Annotated in this window: 21 protein-coding genes; 8 read left to right on the forward strand and 13 right to left on the reverse strand. The window is 62.1% G+C overall.

The window, feature by feature from the left end; genetic code table 11:
- Nucleotides 1-149 precede the first annotated feature (149 nt).
- The 7 genes from F7R20_RS28025 to F7R20_RS28060 form a co-directional block, all read right to left on the reverse strand.
- Nucleotides 150-899, reverse strand: coding sequence for an AraC family transcriptional regulator (locus F7R20_RS28025; RefSeq protein ID WP_003202553.1), 750 nt, complete (start codon nucleotides 897-899; stop codon nucleotides 150-152).
- Between the two features lie 113 nt (nucleotides 900-1,012).
- Nucleotides 1,013-2,269 carry an NAD(P)/FAD-dependent oxidoreductase gene (locus F7R20_RS28030; RefSeq protein ID WP_003202551.1) on the reverse strand — a complete coding sequence of 419 codons (1,257 nt, stop codon included), beginning with the start codon at nucleotides 2,267-2,269 and terminating at the stop codon, nucleotides 1,013-1,015.
- Nucleotides 2,266-2,502 (reverse strand): 2Fe-2S iron-sulfur cluster-binding protein, encoded by a 237-nt coding sequence (locus F7R20_RS28035; protein WP_003202550.1) that lies wholly within the window; start codon nucleotides 2,500-2,502, stop codon nucleotides 2,266-2,268. The genes F7R20_RS28030 and F7R20_RS28035 overlap by 4 nt, the downstream gene beginning before the upstream one ends.
- Nucleotides 2,495-3,610, reverse strand: a complete 1,116-nt coding sequence (locus tag F7R20_RS28040; RefSeq protein ID WP_003202548.1) for an NAD(P)/FAD-dependent oxidoreductase — start codon at nucleotides 3,608-3,610, stop codon at nucleotides 2,495-2,497. The genes F7R20_RS28035 and F7R20_RS28040 overlap by 8 nt, the downstream gene beginning before the upstream one ends.
- Nucleotides 3,607-4,539: a 4-hydroxyproline epimerase gene (locus tag F7R20_RS28045; RefSeq protein WP_003202546.1), complete on the reverse strand. Its 933-nt coding sequence runs from the start codon at nucleotides 4,537-4,539 to the stop codon at nucleotides 3,607-3,609. Before F7R20_RS28045 ends, F7R20_RS28040 begins: the two co-directional genes overlap by 4 nt.
- A gap of 112 nt (nucleotides 4,540-4,651) precedes the next feature.
- Nucleotides 4,652-5,323, reverse strand: a complete 672-nt coding sequence (locus F7R20_RS28050; RefSeq protein ID WP_003202544.1) for a GntR family transcriptional regulator — start codon at nucleotides 5,321-5,323, stop codon at nucleotides 4,652-4,654.
- 205 nt (nucleotides 5,324-5,528) lie between these two features.
- The gene (locus tag F7R20_RS28060; protein WP_003202542.1) at nucleotides 5,529-6,695 is read right to left on the reverse strand and encodes an MFS transporter; all 1,167 of its coding nucleotides are present in this window, start codon (nucleotides 6,693-6,695) and stop codon (nucleotides 5,529-5,531) included.
- Nucleotides 6,696-6,831: 136 nt separating this feature from the next.
- Between F7R20_RS28060 and F7R20_RS28065 the strand changes: the two genes are divergently transcribed.
- Both F7R20_RS28065 and F7R20_RS28070 read left to right on the forward strand, forming a co-directional pair.
- Nucleotides 6,832-8,223 carry an aminotransferase-like domain-containing protein gene (locus tag F7R20_RS28065; protein ID WP_081352561.1) on the forward strand — a complete coding sequence of 464 codons (1,392 nt, stop codon included), beginning with the start codon at nucleotides 6,832-6,834 and terminating at the stop codon, nucleotides 8,221-8,223.
- Nucleotides 8,224-8,484: 261 nt separating this feature from the next.
- Nucleotides 8,485-10,626, forward strand: coding sequence for a TonB-dependent siderophore receptor (locus tag F7R20_RS28070; RefSeq protein WP_003202539.1), 2,142 nt, complete (start codon nucleotides 8,485-8,487; stop codon nucleotides 10,624-10,626).
- Nucleotides 10,627-10,692: 66 nt separating this feature from the next.
- Here F7R20_RS28070 and F7R20_RS28075 read toward each other — a convergent pair whose 3' ends face one another.
- Nucleotides 10,693-11,427 carry an SDR family NAD(P)-dependent oxidoreductase gene (locus tag F7R20_RS28075; RefSeq protein ID WP_003202538.1) on the reverse strand — a complete coding sequence of 245 codons (735 nt, stop codon included), beginning with the start codon at nucleotides 11,425-11,427 and terminating at the stop codon, nucleotides 10,693-10,695.
- A gap of 325 nt (nucleotides 11,428-11,752) precedes the next feature.
- Nucleotides 11,753-11,959: a tautomerase family protein gene (locus F7R20_RS28080; RefSeq protein ID WP_003202537.1), complete on the reverse strand. Its 207-nt coding sequence runs from the start codon at nucleotides 11,957-11,959 to the stop codon at nucleotides 11,753-11,755.
- Between the two features lie 128 nt (nucleotides 11,960-12,087).
- On the opposite strand from F7R20_RS28080, the gene F7R20_RS28085 reads away from it, so the two are divergent.
- Entirely contained in the window at nucleotides 12,088-13,011 is a 924-nt protein-coding gene (locus tag F7R20_RS28085; protein ID WP_003202536.1) for a LysR family transcriptional regulator, read from the forward strand.
- A gap of 215 nt (nucleotides 13,012-13,226) precedes the next feature.
- Here the strand turns inward: F7R20_RS28085 and F7R20_RS28095 are convergent, their stop codons facing one another.
- On the reverse strand, nucleotides 13,227-13,661 hold the full coding sequence (locus F7R20_RS28095) for a nuclear transport factor 2 family protein (RefSeq protein WP_003202535.1): 435 nt from the start codon (nucleotides 13,659-13,661) through the stop codon (nucleotides 13,227-13,229).
- Nucleotides 13,662-13,881: 220 nt separating this feature from the next.
- Between F7R20_RS28095 and F7R20_RS28100 the strand changes: the two genes are divergently transcribed.
- Both F7R20_RS28100 and F7R20_RS28105 read left to right on the forward strand, forming a co-directional pair.
- On the forward strand, nucleotides 13,882-14,784 hold the full coding sequence (locus tag F7R20_RS28100) for an ADP-ribosylglycohydrolase family protein (protein ID WP_003202534.1): 903 nt from the start codon (nucleotides 13,882-13,884) through the stop codon (nucleotides 14,782-14,784).
- 640 nt (nucleotides 14,785-15,424) lie between these two features.
- Complete coding sequence (locus tag F7R20_RS28105; protein WP_003202533.1) at nucleotides 15,425-15,787, forward strand: DUF6124 family protein; 363 nt, start codon at nucleotides 15,425-15,427, stop codon at nucleotides 15,785-15,787.
- A 119-nt stretch (nucleotides 15,788-15,906) separates the two neighbouring features.
- On the opposite strand, the gene F7R20_RS28110 is transcribed toward F7R20_RS28105, so the two are convergent.
- Nucleotides 15,907-16,803 (reverse strand): LysR substrate-binding domain-containing protein, encoded by an 897-nt coding sequence (locus F7R20_RS28110; protein WP_003202532.1) that lies wholly within the window; start codon nucleotides 16,801-16,803, stop codon nucleotides 15,907-15,909.
- A 107-nt stretch (nucleotides 16,804-16,910) separates the two neighbouring features.
- Between F7R20_RS28110 and F7R20_RS28115 the strand changes: the two genes are divergently transcribed.
- The 3 genes from F7R20_RS28115 to F7R20_RS28125 all read left to right on the forward strand — a co-directional run bounded on the left by F7R20_RS28115 (nucleotide 16,911) and on the right by F7R20_RS28125 (nucleotide 21,070).
- Entirely contained in the window at nucleotides 16,911-18,308 is a 1,398-nt protein-coding gene (locus tag F7R20_RS28115; RefSeq protein ID WP_003202531.1) for an MFS transporter, read from the forward strand.
- On the forward strand, nucleotides 18,305-19,579 hold the full coding sequence (locus F7R20_RS28120) for a glucarate dehydratase family protein (protein WP_003202529.1): 1,275 nt from the start codon (nucleotides 18,305-18,307) through the stop codon (nucleotides 19,577-19,579). Before F7R20_RS28115 ends, F7R20_RS28120 begins: the two co-directional genes overlap by 4 nt.
- A gap of 306 nt (nucleotides 19,580-19,885) precedes the next feature.
- Complete coding sequence (locus tag F7R20_RS28125; protein ID WP_003202526.1) at nucleotides 19,886-21,070, forward strand: porin; 1,185 nt, start codon at nucleotides 19,886-19,888, stop codon at nucleotides 21,068-21,070.
- Nucleotides 21,071-21,231: 161 nt separating this feature from the next.
- Here the strand turns inward: F7R20_RS28125 and F7R20_RS28130 are convergent, their stop codons facing one another.
- Both F7R20_RS28130 and cobA read right to left on the reverse strand, forming a co-directional pair.
- The gene (locus tag F7R20_RS28130) at nucleotides 21,232-22,728 is read right to left on the reverse strand and encodes a nitrite reductase (RefSeq protein WP_003202524.1); all 1,497 of its coding nucleotides are present in this window, start codon (nucleotides 22,726-22,728) and stop codon (nucleotides 21,232-21,234) included.
- On the reverse strand, nucleotides 22,725-23,567 hold the full coding sequence (gene cobA / locus F7R20_RS28135) for a uroporphyrinogen-III C-methyltransferase (protein WP_003202521.1): 843 nt from the start codon (nucleotides 23,565-23,567) through the stop codon (nucleotides 22,725-22,727). The genes F7R20_RS28130 and cobA overlap by 4 nt, the downstream gene beginning before the upstream one ends.
- Between the last annotated feature and the right edge of the window lie 16 nt (nucleotides 23,568-23,583).

The following is a 23,583-nucleotide window of genomic DNA, read 5'->3' on the forward strand; positions in this document are numbered from 1 at the left end:
TTCTGGTTGAGGCGCAGTAATGTCACTGGAGGGCTGATCTAGAGGCTTTCATGCCGGGCGTTAACAAGCAGGGCGAGGAGGCGGTGCTGGGGCGGGGTGTTACAGATGGGAGCAATCACGGGGCTCGACGCCCCATCAGGGAACAAGAATCAGCGCTGATTTTCGCGATACTGGCTCGGCGAAAGGCTGGTCAGGGCCCGAAACTGGCGGCTGAAGGCGCTGTGGTCGGTGTAACCGCAGCGCAGGGCGATCTCGGTGATCGGCAAGTCTTTGTCGAGTAACAGCCGCGAGGCTTCTTCCAACCGTGCCTTGTGAATCATCTGCCGCGGCGTGAGCTGGAAGATGCGTTTGCAGTGCCGCTCCAGTTGCGCCACCGACAATTCGGCAATGGCGGTCAGCTCGGCAAGGCTGATGGGGCGGGCGAAGTGCTGCTTGATATGGGCATCCACCGCCGCCAGTTTGTGGAACGCCGGATGGCTCGATTGCGGCAGTTGCAGGTCGCGGGAAATGCCGGCCAGGCCGACGACCTGGCCGTTTGGATCGTGCAGGGCGAGCTTGTGGGTCAGGCACCAGACGGGCTGGTTGCCGTAATACAAATGCAGTTCGAGCTGGTCGGCCAACTCCCGCCCGCTGGCCAGCACCCGGCGGTCCTGTTCGGTGTACAGCGGGCCGAAGCGCTCGGGGAATACCTGTTCGGCGGTGAGGCCGAGCAGGTCGCCGCTGTGTTTGAAACCGCAGCGGCGGGCCAGGGTCTGGTTGACGAAGGCGTAGCGGGCCTGTTTGTCCTTGATGAAAAACACCACGTCCGCGAGGGTGTCCAGCAGAGGAGCGATGGGTTGCAGGCTGCGCAGCAGGGTGTCGAGGTCGCAGGGGGCGAAGGCGGTGAGCGAGGGGTACATGGCCGGCGTCGTCTTTTTTGTGGGAGCTATGGCGCAGTGTCAGTCGAAAATGTAGTGCCTGTCACGCCGCCATCGCGAGCAGGCTCGCTCCCACAGGGAAGTTGTTTTCGGGTTCAGGTGGGTGGGGTTTCTTCCAGGTTCAGCAAGGTTTCGATTCGCGCCGGGCTGAAGGGTGGGCGGGGTGTGGGCGGTGTCCAGCCGAACAGGTGTTCCAGGACAGCGCCGCACACTCGGCCCTGGCAGGCACCCATGCCGCAGCGGCTTGCCAGTTTTGCCTCGCGCCAGTTTTCATGGCCGACCAGTTCGCCGTACGGTACGTCTTCGCAGCGGCAGACCAGGGTATCGTTGCGGGCCAGGGTCTTGAGTCGTGGATCGAGGGCGAAGGCCTTGCTCAATGCCCCGGCGAAACTCTGCCAGCGTGCGCGGCGCGGCCACAGCTGCTGGGCGGCTGCGCTATTGCCAACCGCGGCGTGGCCGGCGATGGCGCCTTCCACCAGCGCCAGTTCGCTGCCGCCAAAACCGGTGCATTCCCCGGCGGCGTAATGTTCATGGCGAGTGGTCGCTTGCCAGGCGTCAACCGCCAGCGCCTGGTCTTCAACCGCGCAGCCCAGGGCCTGGCCTAATTGAGTATTGGGAATCAGCCCAAAGCCGCAGGCGAGCCGGTCGCAGGCCAATTCAATCGTCTTGCCTTGCTGATGCAGTCGCACACCCTCCAGCCGTTCCCGACCGAGCGCTTCCACCACATGGGTGTCGGTGCGGTAGTGCTGGTCGAACAGACTGAACGATTGGAAAAATTTGCCTGGCCAACGTGGCAGTTGCGCGGCGAAACCGACGACAGCGGTGCGGCTGGCCTGCTCGGCGATGCGCAGCACACGTGCACCTTGATGCTTCGCGGTGGCGGCGCCGGCCAACAGCAAGGGGCCGCTGCCGGCGATGACCAGCCGTTCGCCACGCACCGGCAAGCCACCTTTGATCAGCGCCTGCAAGCCGCCAGCACCGGTCACGCCGGGGAGTGTCCAGCCGGGAAACGGCAGCAACAACTCACGGGCACCGGTGCAGAGAATCAAGCGCTCGTAGCTGATCTGCCAGCCGCGCTCGGCATCTTCCACCAGCAAGGTTTTATCCGCCGCGCAGGCGATCACGCGGGTGCCGGCATGGCAGCGCACGTTGGCGCAGCTTTGCAGTTGCTCGCGCAGGCGTCGGGCGGCGCTGGGCAGGTTGGCCTGGGGCCCGTCGCGCCAGATCTGCCCACCGGGCAGCGGGTTGTCGTCCAGCAGCACGATGCGCGCGCCGCTGCTGGCTGCGGCGAGGGCGGCGGCCATGCCAGCGGGGCCGGCGCCGATGATCAGCAGGTCGGTGGTTTCGTTCATGGTCGGGTCTGCACCTGCATGCCGTCGTGGCACAGGGTCTGGCAGGCCAGGCGTCGACGGCCGTCGATCAGCACCCGGCACTCCTGGCAGATACCCATGCCGCACAACGGCGCACGGCGCTGGCCGCTGACCGAGGTGCGACTGCAACCATCCGCGCCCAACGCCAATGCCGCCGCGACGCTGGTGCCGTTGGCGACGGACAGCGGGCGGCCGTCCAAAAACAAGTCAGGCATGGGCCGGTTCTCCCAAGAAACGCTGCGGCAGGTAAGGCTGCGCGGCCAGTGGTGGGGTTTCGTCGAACAGCTGTGCGACGAGCAGGTCGGCCGTTGCCGGCGCCGTTGTGACGCCCAGTCCTTCGTGACCCACCGCCAGCCACAGCCCTTGGCGCTGTGGATGTTGGCCCACCAGGGGCAAGCCGTCGGGACTCGCTGCGCGAAAACCGGTCCAGGCCCTGATGCCGTTCAGATGCGCCAGCCCCGGCAGATAATCGACGGCGCGCTTGAGCATCTTCGCCAGCATCCAGCCTTCCACCTGCGGGTCAAGCGTGCCGAACTGCCGCGAGGCGCCGATGAACAATTGTCCGGTCGGGCGTGGCTGGATATTGCACGCCACCGACGGCCCGCTGGCGTTATGGGCGCTGGTGACATAACCCAGTTCCACCAGGGTGTGGGTGACGGTAGCGGGGTAGCGGTCGGTGATCAGCAAGTGGCCCTTCTTCGGCACGATCGGCAGTTCCGGGCATAATTCAGTGGCCTGGATGCCATTGGCGAGAATCACCGCTTCGGCGCTCAACCAGCGACCGTCGTCGAGGCGCACGCGATGACCGTCGACTTCGCTGACCTGCGCCCGTTGCTGGCGAATGTTCGGCGCGTCGAGCATCCAGCGCGCGGCCGCCGGGGCGTAGAGGATGCCGTCGCCCTTGATCAGCAGCCCACCTTCCAGCCCCGGACGCAGCTCGGGTTCACGCTGATGCAGCGCGGCGTGGCCGATCAGTTCGCAGGCTTCGCCATGGGCCAGCAGGTTCAGGTATTTGCTATGGGCCACCGCCATTTCTTCGGCATTGGCTGCCAGCCACAAGGTGCCGTTGTTGCGCCAGGCGCAGCCGTCGGGCAGGGCTGGGGCCAGTTCGCGCCAGCGTTGCAGGGAATATTGACTGAGGGCCAGTTCCGCCGGGTTGTCATCGAGCACCAGCAGGTGCCCCATACCGGCCGCCGTGGCGCCGTGCCAACCGGCGTCCAGCACCAACACGTTGACGTTGCGTCGGGCCAATGCCTGGGCACAGGCTGCACCGATGATGCCCGCGCCGATGATGATCACGTCGGCGACATGGCCCTCGCTCACGGACGAATGCCCCAGGCGAACGGGTCATCTGCTTCGATGATCAGTGTGGTTTCGGCGCTGATGTAGGCGCGACCGCGAATGGTCGGCACGATGCGCTCGCCCGAGTGCTCATAGGAACCCTCGAACTCGCTGCCAATGACACTGGCCTGGCGCCAGATCTGGCCGGGTTGCAGTTTTCCATCGGCGGCCAGGCACGCCAGTTTGGCGCTGGTGCCGGTGCCGCAAGGGGAGCGGTCATAGGCCTTGCCCGGGCAGAGGACGAAGTTGCGGCTGTCGGCTTGCGGGTCGTCGGCAAACAGTTCGATATGGTCGATCAGGCCGCCGTCCTCGCCGCGAAAACCCTGCTGCTCCAAGGCTTGCTGCACGGCGTAGGTGTAGGCGGTCAACGCGTCGAGGTTATCGCCGGCCACGCGCTGACCATGTTCGGCGATCAGGAAAAACCAGTTGCCGCCCCAGGCCACGTCGCCCACCACCTGGCCGATGCCGGGCACTTCCAGGGTCAGGGCCTTGCGGTAACGGTAGGCCGGCACGTTGCGCACGCTGACCGAGCGGTCTTCGTGCAAGGTTGCCTGTACCGTGCCCACTGGGGTTTCGATGCTGTGCACGCCGGGGCCGATCCTGCCCAGGTGGGCCAGTGACGCCACCAGGCCGATGGTGCCGTGGCCGCACATGCCCAGGTAGCCGCTATTATTGAAAAAGATCACGCCGGCACAGGCGCTCGGGTCCACCGGCTCACAGAGCAGCGCCCCCACCAGCACATCGCTGCCCCGTGGTTCGAGCACGCAGGCCGTGCGCCAGGCGTCGTGTTCCGTGGCCAGGCGTTGCTTGCGCTCGGCCATGCTGCCCTGGCCCAGGTCAGGAAAACCGTCGGTGACCAGTCGGGTCGGTTCGCCGCCGGTATGGGAATCGATCACGGTGATGCGTTTCATGGGAGGGCCACGTCCGTTCAGATGAGTGACGGCAAGCGTGGCCCGCGCCGGGGGGCGACGGCTTGATGGTTTTATCTGTCGCCGATGACGAAATCGGCACAGGGCCAATCCATCAATGGCTGGAAGGCAGGAACTTGAACAACGTCTCGCAGACCCCGGCGATGTGTTCGTCCAGCAGCATCACCGCACGCTCGACGTCACCGGCGCGGCAGGCCTTGATGATTTCCCGGTGCTCGTGATCGGCGCGCTCCTTGCCCGCCGAAAGGCTCATCTGCATGCGCAAGTAGCGCTCCAGCTTGTCGTGGACCGAGCGGATCAAACTAACCATGAAGGGCCGTTGCGCCGGTTCGTAGAGGCAGGCATGCAGTTGCCAGTTCAGCTCGGCCCAGCGCCCGACGTCGTCTTCACCGACGAACTCCCGGCAGATGCTTTCGGCGCGGGCGAAGGTGGCTTCGGTCATGTTGGGAATCGCCAGGCGCAGCACTTTGTCTTCCAGCAGCATCCGCACTTCGAACATCTGCGCCAGCTCCGCCTCGGAAATGCGCGTCACCATCGCCCCACGATTGCGCTGGAACATCACCAGGCCCTCGGCCTCCAGGCGCTTGAGGGCTTCGCGCACGGGGATCTTGCTGACGTTGAACTGCCGGGCGATGTCATCCTGGCGAATGGGCTCGTCCTCGGCAAAGTGCCCGGCCACGATGGCATCGCGCAGGTGGCGGGTGATGATTTCCGAGGTGGAAGGGGTGTTGCCCAGGTCAGGCAGGTTGAACTTGGATAAAGTCACGGCGGCGGGTCGTTCGGCTTAGGTGGGGATATGGTATACGACTTTGCCGAGCGCGGTGTCGAGCTGTCCCAGGCTTCCTCCAATCCTTCAGCCAGACCCCTGTGGCGAGGGAGCTTGCTCCCGCTCGATTGCGCAGCAATCGCAGAATGTTGGGGTTGCTGCGCAACCCAGCGGGAGCAAGCTCCCTCGCCACAGGTTGGTGTGCTCAGCCGTGGGATAGCTGGCTCACATAAGCCTGAGTCCGGACGATGCGCCATCCGGTGATAGACGCCCCCGCCAGCAGCGCCAGGCCGAACACGATCAACGCCACATCAGCGCCGAAATGATCGGCCAGCAACCCGGTCACCACCACCGGGATGCTGAACCCGACATAGGCGAACAGGAAGAACCCGGCGCTGACCCGGGCCTTTTCCGTGCCGGCCATGGCCGTGACGGCTGACAACCCGCCCAGGTACAGGAAACCGTAGCAGGCGCTGCTGGCGCCCAGTGCTCCGAGCAACACGGCGAGCAGGGAGCCGGCGCTCGCGCCCCAGGCCAGCAACGCATAGCTCGCGGGCAGGATCAGCAGACCCAAGCCCGTCGCCCTGGCCGGTTGCATGCGCCGAACCCACGGCTGGAAGAGCAAGCCGCAACTGATGACCGTGAAGGTCGACAGGCCAGACCAACGCTGCAAATCATGGGTCGCCAGCACCGACGGTAATATGGCGATGACCAGGCCCGAGGTCGCCCAGGCCAGCAGCATGGAAAAACTGTAGGGCAGGCTGCCGGCGGGAAACAAAGGCAGGCGCAGCAGCGGTGCGTCTTTGATTTTCAACGCCGGGTCCGGTAGCCGCCAGACCACGACGATCGCCATGGCAGCCAACATCAGCTGCAACCAGAAGCTGCCGGGCGTGGCGCTGTGATGGACGAACAGGAACAGACTGGTCAACGCCGCGCCCAGGCCAAAGCCCAGGGAAGTGCTGGCGGTGACCCGGTTGGCTGGCGAGCGGGGATCGCGGGTTGCCATTAGCTCGGCCATATAGGCGGTTGATGTGGCCGAGGCCAGCCCTGTGCCGACCCCCATCATCAGGCGCGCCACGCCCAGCGCTTCCAGGCTCGGCCAGAGCAGTGTCACCAGCGTCGCCAGCATCGACAGCCCGAGGGCGACCAGGATCAACGGTTTGCGTCCCACCCGGTCGGCCAGCCCGCCAAACGCCAGCAGAACCGGTAGTACGCCCAGCACATAACCGGAAAACGCCACCGCCGTGGCGCCGGCCCCGTAGCCTGACAACTGCGCGTAGGTGGTGTACAGCGGTGCCTGCAGGTTGACCGCAAGGGTGATCAGGCAAAGGCCGAAAGCCAGCCCCCAGGAATGTCGATGCGATGGGTTCAAGGGTGTTCCTTAAAGGGTGTGCATGAAGTCCCGGGGACTATCTCTGCCGGGCACCGCGCAAACAAGGAACAGGTCCAGGCCATTTGTGCTTAACTGTTCGCTAAAAATTCGAGAACACTTAGCCAAGAGTGCAGCCGTGGACCTGAAGATCGATCGCAACGTTGCCGAACCCGTGATCCGGCAGCTCGTGACGCACCTCATGGGCTGGATCAACGCCCATGGCATCCGCCCCGGCGCGCGCATGCCATCCATTCGCCAACTGGCCCGGGAAAACGGCCTGAGCCAGTCGAGCGTGATCAAGGCCTATGACCAACTGGTCGCCAACGGGGTGCTGGAGTCTCGACATGGCGCGGGTTTTTTTGTCGCGCAGCAGTTGGTCCGACCCGTGGAGCCGGAGCCCGAAACGGATAACGCGCGGTGGCGGTTGTTCGACAATGAATCGACGCAGCTCAAGCTCGGTTGCGGCTGGCTGCCCGACGCCTGGCGCGACGACACCGACCTGGGCCAGGCGATCCGCCAAGTGGTGCGCAGCGACAACCACGCGTTGTTCAACTACAGCACCCCGTTGGGCTCGCCTCATCTGCGCCTGCACATTCAAAAGCGCCTGGGCCTGATCGATATTCACGTCGACCCGGGGCAAATCATTACCACCCAAGGTGCCAGCCAGGGCCTCGACCTGCTGGTACGAACCTTGCTCAAGCCCGGTGACCTGGTGCTGGTGGAAAGCCCCGGCTACTACAACCTGTTCAATCTGCTGAAGCTGCATGGGGTCAAGACCGTGGCGGTGCCGAGAACCGCGCAAGGCCCGGACATCGCCCGCCTGGAACAGCTTCTCGGCGAGCATAAGCCTTCGTATTTCTTCATCAACAGCATGTATCAGAACCCCACCGGCACCAGCCTGGCGCCGAGCGTCGCCTATCGTCTGCTGCAACTGGCAACGGCCCATGACTTTCGCCTCATCGAGGACGACATCTACGCCGATTTCCAGAACGGTCCGACCTCACGCCTGGCCTCCCTGGATGCCCTGGACCGGGTGATCTACCTGGCGAGTTTTTCCAAGACGCTGTCCAGTTCGCTGCGCGTCGGCTACGTGGTCGCCCATCCCGAGATCATCCAGCGCCTGGCCGAAGTCAAGATGATTACCGGCATCGGTTGTTCGCTGCTGGCTGAAAACGTGGTGGCGACGTTGCTGGCCAACGGTGCCTATCGCAAGCTGATCCAGCGCTTGCGCCAGCGCATGAACAAGCAGATGGCGAGCACGCTGCGCCAATTGGACCCGGCCCACTGGGAGGTATTTGCCGAGCCGATGGGGGGCTTGTTCGTCTGGGCCAGGCCTCGGTGCCTGGCGGCACAACGGGTGCAGCAGATCGCCCGAGAGCTGCAGATCCAACTGTCCCAAGGCTCGACGTTCCTGCCCCAGGGCGAGGCGTGCGACTGGTTGCGGTTGAACGTGGCTTATACCCAGGATCATCGCGCGCAGGTGTTCTTCCAGCGGGTGGAGCAGGAGTCGATTGCGGCGGGCCAATAGGGTATGGGGGGATTGTTCTGGCGCCATCGCGAGCAAGCTTTGCTCCCACAGGGGAGGGCCGGGGCCAGTCACAAGACTTGTACCCACTGAAGATCTCTGTGGGAGCAAAGCTTGCTCGCGATAGCGGACTAAACGGTCACAAAAAAAATCACAGTGTTAATGGGAATAAATATCAAACAGGAATGAGTTGTTGTATCTTTCGCGACACATTCTTGTCAGCCTCCAGATGTGGTGGCTTTTTTCCATTAGGATTGTGCATCGATGCGTCGGATTCTCGTTTCACTGTGTGTGCTCCAGGCTTACTCCGTTTCCACCTGGGCAGAAGAGCCAATCCCTGCCAAGCCGGCCTCCCTTGAGTTGCAAGCCACGGATATCGTGGGTAATGCCGACTATGAATCAGCACAGGGCCCGGTGAAGGGCTATCACGCCACCCGTTCGGCCAGCGCCACCCGTACCGACACGGCGATCCATGAAACCCCGCAATCCATTTCCGTGGTGTCTCGCGACGTTGTCGAAGACCTCGGCGCCACGCGCCTGCAGGACGCCCTCGATTACGCTGGCGGGGTCGGCCGGGGCAACAACTTCGGCGGCCAGGGCCTGACCACCTTCACCGTACGCGGCTTCACCACTGGGGAGTTCTACCGCAACGGCTTCCCGATCAACCGTGGCTACCCGAACATGCCGGACGCCAACACCATCGAGCGGCTGGAAGTCCTGCGCGGCCCGGCCACCATGCTCTATGGCCGTGGCGACCCGGGCGGCACCTTCAACGTGGTGTCCAAGCGGCCGTTGGCCGAGCGCACGGTGACCCTGGGCAGCCAGGTCAGCGACCAGGGGATGCGTCGCGGTACGCTGGACGCCTCCGGTCCGTTGGATGAAGAAGGGCGCCTGGCTTATCGCCTGAACGTGATCGGCGAGGGCGGCGACACGTTCCGCGACCACGTCGAGACCGAGCGTTACGGCGTTGCACCGGTGGTGACCTGGCAGGTCAACGACACCACGCGCCTGACCTTCGAAGGCGATTTCATGCGCAACAATGCGCCGCTGGACCGTGGCGTGACCCATTACGCCGGCCAGCGCGGCACCGCGTCGCGCGATACGTTCTTTGGCGAAAAAGACGCCGGCAAGTTGCATAACGACAACAACCTGCTGCAGGTGCGTTTCGAGCACATGCTCAACGACGACTGGACCCTGGCCGGCGGTACCCAGTGGCTCGACGGCACCTTGCAGGGCAATGCCATCGAAGGCAATGGCATCGCCACCGATGGGCGTACCCTGGGTCGCAACTTCAACTACCGCAAATTGGAATGGACCGACCGCGACACTCAGCTCAACCTCACCGGGCATTTTTCCACTGGCGGGTTCGAGCACACGTTGCTGACGGGTATCGAGTATGAAGACTACGACTACCAGTCCATTATCCAGCGCTCCTCCGGCGCTGTCGGGGCCTACCCGATCGATATCTTCGACCCGGTGTATGGCCAGCCACGCCCGGCGTTGACGCGCACGCCCACAAATGACCAGGAAAATCTGAAGACGTTTGGTGTATTCGTCCAGGATCAGGTGGCGCTGACTGAGCGCTTGAAGTTGTTGGCCGGGGCGCGTTTTGAGCGGTTCGAGCATGAGTACGAGAGTTTTGTCCCCCAGAACCCGCCCGGTAGCCGGAACTGGAACGTCACCGACAGCGCCGTCACCCCGCGCCTGGGTGTGATCTACGACTTGACCGACACCGTGGCTGTCTACGCCAACACTGCCCGATCGTTCAAACCCAACAGCGGTGCCAGTCGCGAAGGTGGCGGGTTCAAGCCGGAAGAGGGCAAGTCCTACGAAATGGGCGTCAAGTGGGAAGCGCTGGATCGCCAGTTGAGCGTCGATGCGGCGGTTTACCAGATCGAAAAACGTAACGTGCTCACCACTGACCCGGTGGACTCCACCTTCAGCGTGGCCGCCGGCGAAGTGCGCAGCCGTGGTTTCGACCTGAACGTGGCGGGCAATTTGACGCCGGAGTGGCGCGTGATCGGTGGTTACGCCTATGTGGATGCCGAAGTGACCAAGGACATCAATATCCCGTCCGGCACTCGCTTGCTCAACGTGCCCAAGAACACCTTCAGCCTGTTGAACGTCTACGAGTTCCAGGATGGTGGTCTTAAGGGCCTTGGCCTGGGAGTGGGTGCCAAGTACGTTGATGAACGGGCCGGCCAGACTGCGGCGAATGCGTTCTCCATGGACAGCTACACCGTTGTGGACCTGCTCGGCTACTACAAGGTCAACGAGCGGATCCGCCTCAACCTGGACCTGAAGAACCTGTTCGACGCCGACTACGAAGAAGGCGCTTTCGGTAACGTCTATGCCTACCCAGGCGCACCGCGGACCGTGCAGGCTGGCATCTCCTACACGCTCTGAATCCAATGCGTCATGAAAACCCCGAAGGTCCTGCCTTCGGGGGTTTTCTTTTTACCACTTGCCTCTTTACCACTTGCCTGTGCTCATCCCGCCGTCCACCGGCAGTATCGCACCAGTCGTGAAATCGGCGCCCGCCAGGTACAACACGGCCTCGGCAATTTCCTCGACGGTGCCCACGCGACCGGCCGGGGCCAGGTTGTCGAGGAATTCGCGGTGCGCCGGGTCGTGCATGGGCGTGTCGATGATGCCGGGGGCGATGGCATTGACCTTGATGTTGTGAGGCGACAGTTCCAGGGCCAGGGCGCGGGTCATCTGGTTGACGCCGCCCTTGATCAACACCGGCAGAGCTGCCGGCACCTGGATGTTCGGTTGCAGGGCCACGGCGGCTGAAATGTTGATGATGAAGCCTTGCTGGCGCCCGATCATGTGCGCGGCAGCAGCCTGGCTGGCGTAGACCAGCCCCTTGAGGTTGGTGTCCAGCAGCGCGTCCAGGTCCTGGGGGCTGTATTCGACGAAGGGTTTTGGCAGGAAGAAACCGGCGTTGTTCACCAGCCCGTCAACGGCGCCAAACGCCGCGACGGCTTGGCTGATGAGGGCGGTTGAAGTGGCCGGGTCAGCGATGTCGCCGGCCACGCCGATGAAACCCGCCGGGTGGCCGAGCTCGGCGGCGGCAGTGTCCAGGCCGGAAGGGGAGCGGGCATTGCCCACCACGTTATACCCCCGGGCCAGGAACGCCTTGACCAAACCCAGGCCGATCCCGCTGGAAGCGCCGGTGATGATGACGGTTTTGTTGAGGCTCATGATTGACTCCTGATCACATTGAGTTGAACCGGTGCGCCTGTGTTGGCGGTGGTTGAGTTCAGGGTATTGATGCGCCAGGGTTTGATAAATAAGGCTTCTGGTACTTGAGTTGATACGTCATGTAATCAATGGCCGGGGCCACACATACCCCCGGTGGACCCCTGTGGGAGCGAGCTTGCTCGCGATGGCGTCAGGCCAGTCGGTATTGATGCTGACTGACACACTGCTATCGCGAGCAAGCTCGCTCCCACAGGATTGTCAGGCAGTCCGGTTGGTAGGCAGAAAAAAGCCCGGTCAATCGGACCGGGCTCGGAAGGGTGGAGGGTTATTCCTTGGGAAGACTTCGATACTGCGTCGTCGTCATCCCCGCGTACCCCCAGTTATCGGTGTCGACTTCCTCGATCACGATATGGGTCAAGTGCGGGTCCTTGCCCAATACGCGCTGGAGGGTTTCGGTGATTTCGGAAATCACCTGGGCTTTCTGTTCACGGGTGACGCCGTCTCGGGTAATTCGCACATTGACGAAAGGCATATTGCACTCCTGCTGCTGAGAAAGTGCGCAGGAAGAATCCCACGCCGTTGAGGGCCCACTGTATTTATATGCCGCAGACTGATAAACAGGCCTTTGGAAACTTCAGTTGATACGCGGTGTAATGAATCATGAAGCGTCATTTCGAAGACCTGCAGTTGGGCAGCATAGAACTGTTCTGCCTGGCGGCGGAGGCGGGCAGCTTCACGGCGGCGGCGCAGTTGGCGGGGGTTACCCCGGCGGCGGTGAGTCGCTCGATCTTTCGCCTGGAAGAGCGCCTGGGTTCACGGCTTTTCGTGCGCACCACCCGCAGCATTCGCCTGACGGAAGCCGGCAAGACCTATTTCGAGCAATGCCGCCAGGCGTTGACGCAACTGGTCGAGGCGCAACAGGAAATGATGGGCGCGCAATCGGTGCCGTCCGGGCAGCTGCGCATCAGCCTGCCCACCACCTACGGTCATCACCGCATCCTGCCCTTGCTGCCGGCCTTCCGGGCGCTGTACCCGCAAGTCAGCGTGGACTTGCACTTGAGCAATCGAAACATCGATTTCGTCGCCGAAGGTTATGACCTCGCCATCCGGGTGCGGGCCCAACCCGACTCGTCGATGATCGCTCGTCTGCTGGAAGACGCGAAACTGGTGGTGGTCGCGTCTCCTGAGTATTTGCGCAAGGTCGGCACGCCGCAGGTCCTCGAAGACCTGGACGAGCACGAATGCATCCAGTTCGAATTGCCCAGCAGCGGGCGACGGATTTCCTGGTTGTTCAATGTCGAAGGCAAGGAAAAGGAGGTGTTCGGCGAAGGGGGTTACTGTTGTTCGGACGATGTGCTTGGTGGCGTGACACTGGCCAAGCATGGTGCCGGTTTGTTCCAGACTTACAAATTCATCGTCGAACAGGAGCTCGCCAACGGGCAGTTGGTGGAGGTGCTTGCGCCTTTCGCGGGTCGCTCACGTCCGTTTACCTTGCTCTATCCTCACGGCCGGTACGTACCGCAGCGGGTGCGTGCTTTTGTGGATTTTTTGCTGCAGTACCGGGAGCAGTGGGCCGCGGATTGAGGGGAAAAAACTACCGGTGAGGGGAGCAAACCGTCATGTGATTTTTAAGGCTGAAAATACATATCGATCGTTCCCACGCTCCTGCGTGGGAATGTCGCCAGGGACGCTCCGCGTTCCGCTTCTGGAGTGTGACGCAGAGCGTCACGGGATGCATTCCCACGCAGAGCGTGGGAACGATCAAAAACAGATATCTCGTGGACCCGGTCAACCCGCTATCAGAACCGAAACGCCTGACGACCGATCAGCAGCCACTTGCCATTCTTCTGCTTCTGCCAGATCTGGAAGTTCTCGATTTCCGTTGGCACCACCTCAGTGCCCTTGAGCGCCTGGGCCGAGAAGTGGTTGCGCACCAGGGCCACATCACCGGACAAGGTGATTTTCTGGTTCTGCATTTCCAGGGTCTTGAACGCACTCTTGCCCGTTTCAATGTCGGCGATGAAGGCTTTCTTGTCCTGGATGTTGCCGCTGGAGTGGCCGTAGGTCAGGTTTTCGGCAGCCAGTGCCTGGAGTTGTGGGATGTCTTTGTGCAGCATGGCTTGGGTCAGGTGGTCGACGGCCTGGGCCACTTCCTGCTCGGCCGATGAAGTGGCTGCCGCTGCGTAGCCGCTGAACAGGCACAAGAAGCTGATGACCAATGTGGCTTTTTTCATGGGGATTTCCTTATTTTTGTAGGTATCGGAAGCGCGAGCGATTATTGGCTCGTCGGTCATCGTACAACTTGTTATGAGATGGGGGAACAGCTGAGCGAGTGTGCGTTGCGTTTTCGATAAAAAAGATTGCGATCAGGTTCCTTGGGCATGCCCAGCCGTTATCATCTCGCTGGTTGTACGCCGCTCCTGCGCGGACGAACTCGCAACAGAAGGAATCAGGATGTCCTCGACACTTTCAGACCGCTATCGCGGATGCTTACTGGGCTTGGCATGTGGTGACGCCGTTGGCACTACTGTTGAATTCCAGCCACGCAATACCTTTACCCCTGTGACCGACATGGTCGGTGGCGGCCCCTTCAGTCTCAAGCCTGGCCAATGGACCGATGACACATCGATGGCTTTGTGTCTGGCTGAGAGCCTGTTGCAAAAGCGTGGTTTTGATGCGGCTGATCAAATGGGCCGATACCTCAATTGGTGGCATTGGGGTTATCTGAGTTCCACTGGTGATTGCTTTGACATTGGTATGACCGTTCGCGGTGCACTGGAACGCTATCAGTCCCATGGCGACCCATTCGCGGGGGATACCGCTGCTGATACGGCTGGCAATGGCTCGCTTATGCGACTGGCACCGGTCGTGCTGTTCTTTTATCCGGATCGCGAACGCATCCGCGATTTTGCGGCTCTGAGTTCACGCACAACCCATGGGGCAACAGAGGCGGTGGAGTGTTGCCAGGTGTTGGCCGATGTCATTGCCAACGCATTGACCGGTGCTTCAAAGGCGGATGTGTTGCGTGTGGCGTCCGAGCAACTGACCGAGGCCAAAGTGATAGCGCTCGCCCAAGGGGCCTATCAGGGAAAAGGTCGTAGTGATGTGTCAGGCACTGGTTATTCGGTGGCTTCCTTGGAAGCAGCGCTGTGGTGCTTTCATCAGACGGACAGTTTCACCGATGCGGTGCTGGCCGCGACGAACCTGGGCGACGATGCTGACACCACCGCTGCCATTGTCGGTCAGGTGGCGGGGGCATTTTATGGCGTGCAGGCTATTCCCTCCGATTGGTTGCAGAAATTGTGGATGCGACAGGAGATTGAAGCCATGGCGGATGCGCTTCACTTGCAGGTCTGAGCCGCTTTTCAAGTAGTGATTTACCGTTCACCACTACCCTGTGAGTCCAATCGGTCTATGAGGAACCGCAGGAAAATATCGGGCAAGGTGCCATTTGATAACGCAACAAGTTGTAGCCGGTCAACTGTAGGAAAATTCCCCAAAGCATCCGCCAACGTATTATCTACGGCATGACCTCGTTTAATATCGATGAGGCCAAAGCGTCCCGTAAGGCACTGTATTTACACCAATACAGCCCCAAGAAATAACGAAGAAAAATCGCCCCGTTTAATTGCCATAAACATATCCAGCTCGACACGTTTAAATACATTCCACATTACGCTCTAAAGGCTACGAGACCTTGCGTCCTTACTTACGCTTGCGTCAGAATCCGCCGGCTTGTGCGCTTTGCCCCTGGCCTCTATCGTTGACCTGCCACTGCCCATCAGTGGTCGGGTTTAGTCGCCCATCAGGTTTGGTAAGGTGCTTGAGCACCGTTCAGTCAGGTTATTTATATTCCTGCACTAAATGGTGGTTGTGCGCAGGGCGCCCTCGGGCGCGCCGGGTTTTACCAATTCCTACCGGTCGACTAACCTGCGTACAGCCGCCACCCTTCTTTTAGTCGAGAACGGTTGCAGCTCCAATGTAGGAATTGTCACTTATGTTCAAAGTAACTCCCAACCCCCCGGATATCGACTCGGTACTCTACGGCGACTCTCTCGACCCTGAAAAGTTGAAAGAGGCGGCAGACCGCGCGCTCAAGCACTACCTGAACCCCGGGGCAACGAAAACGCAGATACAGCCCCGCAAGCCCAGCACGATCTTCACCATCGACGCAGCGGTGGATGACGAGACGTTGCTCGTTGAGGCGTGCGAATCCTTGGCATCCGCCAGCGTGATGGTCAGCGACCTCACCGATTTGACGGACGGCCCAAGACGCCAAACGATGCTGGTGCTGCAACGGGTCATCATGTTGGGTGAGCTAGCGGTCAATCGAGTACTGGATAACCACAAGCCTGGGTAGTCGCCAGGCAGTGTTGTGGGGGGCGCCGCAAGCGCCCTCACAACCTAAGTCCGCGAAGCTCGGTGGAACGTTGGGTTCCGTCAGGCACTGCCAACCGCATGGGCCTTGTTGCTCCGCCTTCACAAGCCTTCCCGAACCGCCCCTCGAATCCCTTCCAGCAACATGGTGAACGCCGGGTTGTCGTTATCCTCGCGCCACACCAGGTGCAATTCGCTTTGCACCCCTTCGCCCAGGTCGATCTCGCGAAACACCACCTGCTTGAACACCACGCTGCTGGCGCAACGCGGCACCAGCGCCAGGCCCATGCCGGCGTTGACCAGCGCCAGGATCGTCAGCGACGACCCCAGCCATTGTACGAATTGCGGCGCGACCCGGGCCGAGCGCAGCATGCCGGTGAGCAGTTCGTTGAAGGGCGGGTAGGCGGCGTGGGAGTACATGAGGAACGGTTGGGCGTCCAGATCCTGGACGCTCACGGTCTCGGCGCTGGCCAGCGGATGCCCGGCAGGCACCGCCAGCACGAAGGGTTCGCGCACCAGGCATTCGGTGGCATAGCCGGTCTCCAGCAGTGGCGAGCGGACGATGCCCAAGTCGATGCGCCGGGCGCGCAGGGCTTCGTGCTGCTGGTAGGTGTTCATCTCTGCCAGGACGATTTTGACCTGGGGCTGTTTCAGCCGGGCCTCGGCAATCACCTTGGGCAAGAACTCGTATACCGCGCTGCCGACGAAGCTGATGGTCACCGAACCGATGTCGCCCTGGGCATAGCGCCGGGCAGCGATGGCAGCTTGTTGGGCCTGTTCCAGCAGGTTCTGCGCTTCGATGAAAAACGCCCGGCCGGCGGCCGTGAGCGCCACGCTGCGGGTGCTGCGGGTGAACAGCTCGACACCCAGGTGGTGCTCCAGCAATTGGATCTGCCGGCTCAGCGGTGGCTGGGTCATGTTCAGGCGTTCGGCGGCGCGACGGAAGTTGAGTTCGGTCGCCACGGTGGTGAAGCAGCGTAGCTGGGCCAGTTCAAACATTGATTCAATCCAGGTATCAATCAAGTGCCAAGTTAGATTAGACGGGAACAATCCGCTGCGTCCATCATCGTCCCGTTCCCCACAAAAATAATGATCGGGAGGCACCCTTGAATAACGTAACGGACTCCACCCATGACAGCACCCTGGCGCTCGCGGCGGCCAAGGTCAAACGTCATGTCCTGCCGCTGGTGGTGGTGATGTTCATCGTCAACTACATCGACCGGGTCAACATCGGCTTCGTGCGCAGTCACCTGGAAACCGACCTGGGCATTGGCGCCGCAGCCTACGGGCTCGGTGCCGGGCTGTTCTTCGTCGGATACGCGCTGTTTGAAGTGCCGTCCAACATGCTGTTGCAACGCTACGGCGCGCGGGCCTGGCTGACACGCATCATGTTCACCTGGGGCGCGGCGGCGATGGCCATGGCCTTTGTGCGCGGCGAGACCAGTTTCTATGTGCTGCGCTTCATCCTCGGCGCGGCGGAGGCGGGGTTCTTTCCCGGCATCATCTACTACTTCACCCAATGGCTGCCCGCCAACGAGCGCGGCAAGGCGATGGCGATCTTCCTCAGCGGCTCGGCCATCGCCTCGGTGATTTCCGGCCCGGTGTCCGGCGCCTTGTTGAATGTCAGCGGGATGGGCCTGCATGGCTGGCAGTGGATGTTCCTGATCGAAGGTTTCGCCTCCATCGTGCTGTGCGGGTTTGTCTGGTTCTGGCTGCAGTCGCACCCGAGCCAGGCAAAATGGCTGAGCGCTGGAGAGAAAACCGTATTGATCGCGGCCATCGCCGAAGAGCAACGGGCCCGGGAAGCGGCCCAGGTGGTCAAGCCGTCGATGTTCAAATTGTTGGCCGACCGGCAGATCGCGCTGTTCTGTTTCATCTACTTTTCCATCGCCCTGACCATCTACGGTGCCACGTTCTGGCTACCGAGCATGATCAAGAAAATGGGCAACCTGGGGGATTTCCAGGTTGGTTTGCTCAACTCCATTCCATGGATCATTTCCATCATCGCGATGTACGGCTTTGCTGCCCTGGCCGGCAAATGGAAATTCCAACAGGCCTGGGTCGCGGTGACGCTGGTGGTCGCCGCGTTCGGCATGTTCATGTCCACCACCGGCGGGCCGATCTTTGCCTTCGTGGCGATCTGTTTTGCGGCGATCGGTTTCAAGGCGGCGTCGGCGTTGTTCTGGCCGATTCCCCAGGGCTACCTGGATGCGCGCATCGCGGCGGCGGTGATCGCCTTGATCAACTCCATCGGTAACCTCGGCGGCTTTGTCGCGCCGACGGCCTTCGGTTTCCTGGAGCAGACCACCGGTTCCATCGAGGGCGGCCTGTATGGGTTGGCCGCCACTTCGCTGGTCGCCGCCGTGGTGATCTTTTTCGCCCGCACCGCACCGAAGCGCGATACCCCGAACTCACTGTCCGGCCGGCCTGAAACCGTTGTCGAAGCCGATCAGTCGCAACCCCCTCAAGCTTTGAAACCTGGCCCATCGGGAGCCGCTGTATGAAGATCAAACGCGTCACCGTCACACCCATCGCTTTTCGCGATCCACCTTTGCTCAACGCCAGCGGCATCCATGAGCCGTTCGCGTTACGCTCGATCATCGAGATCGAGAGCGACAACGGTTACATCGGCCTCGGGGAGAGTTACGGCGATGCCCCGGCCCTGGCGATCCAGCAGCAGTTGCAAAGTCAGTTGATCGGCCTGGATCCGTTCAACCTCAACCAGTTGCGGGCCATCGTCCAGGCGACCGTCGCCGCGCAGAAACCGGCCAGCATCGCCGGTGCCGAACTGGCGCCGGGTTCCCACGCGAGCAAGGCGGTGAGCAATGCCTATTCGGCGTTCGAAGTGGCTTGCCTGGATTTGCAGGCCCATTACCTGAACGTGCCGCTGGTGGACCTGCTGGGCGGCGCGATTCGCGACGAGATTCCGTTCAGCGCCTACCTGTTTTTCAAGTACGCCGAGCACATCGACTCGCCGTACCCACCCGACAGTTGGGGCGAGGCGCTCAACGAAGAGCAGATCGTCGCCCAGGCTCGGCGGATGATCCAGGACTATGGCTTCAAGAGCATCAAGCTCAAGGCCGGCGCCCTCGATCCGGAGCATGAAGTCGCCTGCATCAAGGCGCTGAAACGGGCGTTTCCCGGCTACCCGTTGCGCATCGATCCCAATGGCAACTGGTCCCTGGAAACCTCGATTCGCATGGCCGAGCTGCTGGGGGATGACCTGCAGTATTACGAAGACCCGACGCCGGGGCTTGAGGGCATGGCCGAGCTGCACAAACGCACGGGGCTGCCGCTGGCGACCAATATGGTGGTCACCGATTTCGATGAGTTTCGCCGCAGCGTGGCGCAGGACAGCGTGCAGATCGTGTTGGCCGACCACCATTATTGGGGCGGCCTGCGCGACACCCAGGCCTTGGCGAAAATGTGCAGCACCTTCGGCCTGGGTGTGTCGATGCATTCGAACTCGCACCTGGGCATCAGCCTCATGGCCATGGCCCACGTGGCGGCCGCGGTGCCGAACCTGGACTACGCCTGTGACACCCATTACCCGTGGCAGGAGCCGGATGAAGAAGTGATCAAGGGCGGCAAGCTGCCGATTGTCGACGGCTGCGTGAAGATCACCCGCGCGCCGGGCCTGGGATTGGAACTGGATCGGGATCAACTGGGCAAGCTGCATGAGCAGTTCCTCAGTTGCGGCATCCGCCAGCGCGACGATGTGCGGCAGATGCAGCGTTACCGGCCGGACTGGAAGACCGTCAAGCCGCGGTTCTGAGGAGACAGCGAGGGGCCTGCTGCGCAGGCCAGCGGGAGCAAGGCCTGTGGGAGTAAGGCCTGTGGTAGCAAGGTCTGTGGTAGGCCTTGCTCCCACAGACCTACCACAGACTGCATTCCATAGGCCGCCCTGCGGCCCACACCCAAAGTACCGCCCCCCGTCGCAATAGCCGTCTTACACCCAAACTGCCGCGCCGGGCCGGCGCTGCCAAAGCATCCGCCAATTGCCTCCAAGGCAGCGTATGACGCGCCCGGGCGCCTTTCGATAATCGCCTCCGACATCCCGTCCCCTGTTGCGGAGCGCGCCATGCACAACAATAAAAATACCCGCCAACGTTTTTTGCCTGCGGTCATCGTAGGTGTTTCGAGCCTGGGCCTGATGCCTTGGGCCAACGCCGAAATCATGCTGTACGACAAGGACCAGACCACCTTTTCCACCGACGGCTACATCAACGCCTTTTACGTCAACAGCGACGTCGACCGCGCCGGTGAGCAGTACGACCGTCGGCAGGCGCGGGTCAAGATGGGTTTCTTGCCCAACTACCTGGGCTTCAACATGGGCAAGCAGGTCGATGACCTCAAGCTCGGTGCCCGGGCCTCGTTCTGGGTGACCATCAACGACAGTGAAACCAACGGCACCGACACCGCCATCGACGTGCGCCAGTTCTACGGTACCGTGGCCAACCCGGAGTGGGGCGAAGTGCTGATCGGCAAGGACTTCGGCCTGTTTGCCCGCTCCAACATCCTGCTGGACGAGTTGCTCGCCGGTTACGGCCAGGTCAGTGACAGCCTGGGCTTGGTGGACGGCGGTGGCGTCTCGTTCGGCAACATCGGCAGCGGTTATCCGTACCCGTTCCCGACCTCGCAGATCACCTACCGCACGCCGGTGATGGAGGGCTTGCGCGTGGCGGTGGGGATCATGGACCCGGTGGATACCAACGACAACAGCGCCACGGGCAAGGCCTATCAGGAAAACCCGCGCACCGAGAGCGAGATCACCTATCAGTTCGACCTGGGCGGGGCGAAGATCTACAGCTGGCTCAACGGCAGCTACCAGACCTCGGACAACACCGACTCCACTGTCGAATCGGTCACCTCCAAAGGCCTGGGGTACGGTGTACAGGCGAAGATGGGCGGGTTGTCGCTGACTGGCTCGGGGTTCCAGGCCAAGGGCATCAACCCGTTCTTCACCAACAACGCCGGTGAAGCCACCCTGCGCAATGTCGACAGCAAGGGCTACCTGTTACAGGGCTCCTACAAGCTGGGCAAGAACCGCCTGGCGTTGTCCTATGGCAAGACCGATGACGACGGCAACGGCGTGGTGGGCAGTGGCGCCGATTACGAAACCCGTGGCATCGCGCTGTTCCACGACATCAACGACAACCTCAAGCTCGTGGCCGAGTACAACCAGTTCGAAATCAACGGCCACGACACCAGCGCCCAGAACGAAGACACCGATACCTTTGCGGTGGGGGCGGTACTCACCTGGTAAGAGTTGGATCCTTTGGGTCCGACGCCGTCTGTGGGAGCAAGGCTTGCCCGCGATAGCCGCGCCGCGGTCGAACAGCAGAACCGCGTTATCGTTCATCGCGGGCAAGCCTTGCTCCCACAGGCCTTTGATATTGGGGGCTGCGCATCAGCCCCCCTTTTTTTTCAGTGTGACGTCCCCTCGGCGAACTCGATCTTGTTGCCGACGTTGTACTTGCCCGAAGGCTTGTTCATGGGCAGGCGCTTGATTTCCTTGAGGGTGTTGCTGTCGTAGACGATCAGCGCGCCATCGGTATCCCAGATACTCAGCAGCAGGTAGCGGCCGTCGCGAGTGAACTCGACGTGGGCGGCGGTTTTGCCGGGCATGGGTCGCAGGGTGTGGGCGATTTCCAGGGTCTGTTTGTCGATCAGGTGGATGGCATCGTTGTCCGGGCCGAAGAACACATCGGTCCAGGCGTAGCGAGAGTTGACGTGGCTGCGCAGGAAGAAACCCGGCCCGAGCGTGGGGATCTGCTTGATGACTTTCCAGGTGTCGAAGTCGATCACCGAAATCAGCCCCTTGCTGATGTTGGGCGTGGCGAACACCCAGTGCCCATCGCGCTTCCAATAGGTCCCCGAGCCCAGGTGCGGCATGCCAGGCAGCGCGATGTCGGTGACGATCCGCCCCGTGTCGAGGTCGATCACCTGGCCGCCCTGGGCCTTGCGCGAGGTGGCGAGCAACTGCCGGTAATCGGGCGAGAAGGAAAAATCATCGAGGTAATCCTCGGCCTCGATCCGCCTGGGCACAAAGTCCGGGCTCGGGCCGGTGGACAGTTCCCAGACCTCTTTCACATCTTTCAAGGCGACGATGAAGCTGTTGCGCGGCGGCGCGGTATAGACCGCACTGACCCGCGACGCCTGGCCGTCCAGCCCCACCGTTGCAATGGTCTTGACCAGTGACAGGTCGCGGGCATCCAGCACCACCAGGTTGCCGGGCAGGGTGTTGCCCACCAGCACCCAGCGCCCATCCTTGCTCACCGCCAGATTGCGGGTATTGAGCCCGGCCCGCACCTCGGCGATGAGCGTGAGGTTGTGCAGGTCATACAGGCTGATCCAGCCGTCCCGGGAGGCGAAATAGACGAAGCGTCCGTCCGGCGAAAACTTCGGTCCGCCATGCACCGCGAAATGTGAGGCGAAGCGCGCCAGGACCTCGAAGCGATCGCCGTCGACGATATCGACGTGATGATCGCCAGCCTCCACCACCACGAACAGGTTCAGCGGGTCGGCGTTGTGCTGGGGTTTATCGGGCAGGCTGGCGACATCCGCCAGCAGGCGATGGCTGCGGCGAGTGTCGTCCTCGCTCCAGGTCGGTTCGACCGCGGGTGGGCGCTGGAGATAGTGGGTCAAGCCATCGATCTGCGCAGGCTCCAGCACCGCACCGAACGCCGCCATCTGGCTGGCCGGGCGGCCATTTTCGATCACCTGGCGGATTTCGTCGGGCTTGATCCGACTCAGGCTCTGGGGCAACAGCGCCGGCCCCGCACCACCGATGCGGTTCACCCCGTGGCATTGCTGGCAGTGTTGCTGGTAGTTCTGTTCGGCCAACGCCAGGTCCGGTTCAGATGCCGGGGCGCCGTGGACGGCACCGATCCACAGCAATGGGGCAAGCCAGCCGATTCTCATGAGGCCACCCTCGCGATATTTGGCTGGAGCGGTAGGGCCGGGTGCAGGCGGGCCGGATGTTCCAATACCTGATGGGCAAACAAGCCAACCACCTTGCCGATCACCGTCAAGGTCGGCAGGCCTTCGGCGCATGCCAGCGCCATCTCCGGCAATTGCTGGAGGGTGCCGCGCAGGACCTGCTGGTCGGGGCGCGTGCCGTTGCTGATCAGCGCCGCCGGCGTATCAGCCGCCAGGCCCGCCGCTATCAGTTGTGCGGCGATGGTGCCGAGGTTCGACAGGCCCATGTAGAACACCAGGGTCTGGCTGTCATCCGCCAGGCTTTGCCAGGGCAGATTCAAGTCGCCTTCGCGTTGCAAATGACCGGTGATGAAGCGACAGGAATTGACCAGGTCGCGATGGGTCAGGGGAATGCCGGCATAGGTGCTGCAACCGGCCGCGGCGGTGATACCTGGCACGACTTGGCAATCGATACCGCGGGCCAGCAGATACTCCAGCTCCTCGGCGCCACGACCGAAGATGAACGGATCACCACCCTTGAGTCGTACCACCCGTTGTCCCTGGTCGGCCAGGTCGGCCAGCAGTTCGTTGATCTGTGGCTGGGGCAGGCTGTGGCAACCGGCGGCCTTGCCGACGTAGTGCCGGGCGCAGGTCAGCGGAATCAGGCTGAGCAATTGCGGGCTGATCAAGCGGTCGTAGACCACCGCGTCGGCCTGCATCAACAGGCTCCAGGCGCGCAATGTCAGCAGGCCCGGGTCACCGGGGCCGGCGCCGACCAGGGCGACTTCACCCGATCTGAAGGGCGATTGCAGGGCAGCGGGCAAAACGATGGAGGCAGGCATGGGACTTCCTTGGTTC

The organism is Pseudomonas brassicacearum subsp. brassicacearum (assembly GCF_008801605.1).
GTDB lineage: Bacteria > Pseudomonadota > Gammaproteobacteria > Pseudomonadales > Pseudomonadaceae > Aquipseudomonas > Aquipseudomonas brassicacearum.

What these genes read in the sequence shown, in the direction of transcription:
- F7R20_RS28025 (WP_003202553.1), bottom strand. Translation starts at nt 899, where the DNA reads ATGTACCCCTCGCTCACCGCCTTCGCCCCCTGCGACCTCGACACCCTG.
- F7R20_RS28030 (WP_003202551.1), bottom strand. Translation starts at nt 2,269, where the DNA reads ATGAACGAAACCACCGACCTGCTGATCATCGGCGCCGGCCCCGCTGGC.
- F7R20_RS28035 (WP_003202550.1), bottom strand. Translation starts at nt 2,502, where the DNA reads ATGCCTGACTTGTTTTTGGACGGCCGCCCGCTGTCCGTCGCCAACGGC.
- F7R20_RS28045 (WP_003202546.1), bottom strand. Translation starts at nt 4,539, where the DNA reads ATGAAACGCATCACCGTGATCGATTCCCATACCGGCGGCGAACCGACC.
- F7R20_RS28070 (WP_003202539.1), top strand. Translation starts at nt 8,485, where the DNA reads ATGCGTCGGATTCTCGTTTCACTGTGTGTGCTCCAGGCTTACTCCGTT.
- F7R20_RS28075 (WP_003202538.1), bottom strand. Translation starts at nt 11,427, where the DNA reads ATGAGCCTCAACAAAACCGTCATCATCACCGGCGCTTCCAGCGGGATC.
- F7R20_RS28080 (WP_003202537.1), bottom strand. Translation starts at nt 11,959, where the DNA reads ATGCCTTTCGTCAATGTGCGAATTACCCGAGACGGCGTCACCCGTGAA.
- F7R20_RS28085 (WP_003202536.1), top strand. Translation starts at nt 12,088, where the DNA reads ATGAAGCGTCATTTCGAAGACCTGCAGTTGGGCAGCATAGAACTGTTC.
- F7R20_RS28095 (WP_003202535.1), bottom strand. Translation starts at nt 13,661, where the DNA reads ATGAAAAAAGCCACATTGGTCATCAGCTTCTTGTGCCTGTTCAGCGGC.
- F7R20_RS28100 (WP_003202534.1), top strand. Translation starts at nt 13,882, where the DNA reads ATGTCCTCGACACTTTCAGACCGCTATCGCGGATGCTTACTGGGCTTG.
- F7R20_RS28105 (WP_003202533.1), top strand. Translation starts at nt 15,425, where the DNA reads ATGTTCAAAGTAACTCCCAACCCCCCGGATATCGACTCGGTACTCTAC.
- F7R20_RS28110 (WP_003202532.1), bottom strand. Translation starts at nt 16,803, where the DNA reads ATGTTTGAACTGGCCCAGCTACGCTGCTTCACCACCGTGGCGACCGAA.
- F7R20_RS28120 (WP_003202529.1), top strand. Translation starts at nt 18,305, where the DNA reads ATGAAGATCAAACGCGTCACCGTCACACCCATCGCTTTTCGCGATCCA.
- F7R20_RS28125 (WP_003202526.1), top strand. Translation starts at nt 19,886, where the DNA reads ATGCACAACAATAAAAATACCCGCCAACGTTTTTTGCCTGCGGTCATC.
- F7R20_RS28130 (WP_003202524.1), bottom strand. Translation starts at nt 22,728, where the DNA reads ATGAGAATCGGCTGGCTTGCCCCATTGCTGTGGATCGGTGCCGTCCAC.
- cobA (WP_003202521.1), bottom strand. Translation starts at nt 23,567, where the DNA reads ATGCCTGCCTCCATCGTTTTGCCCGCTGCCCTGCAATCGCCCTTCAGA.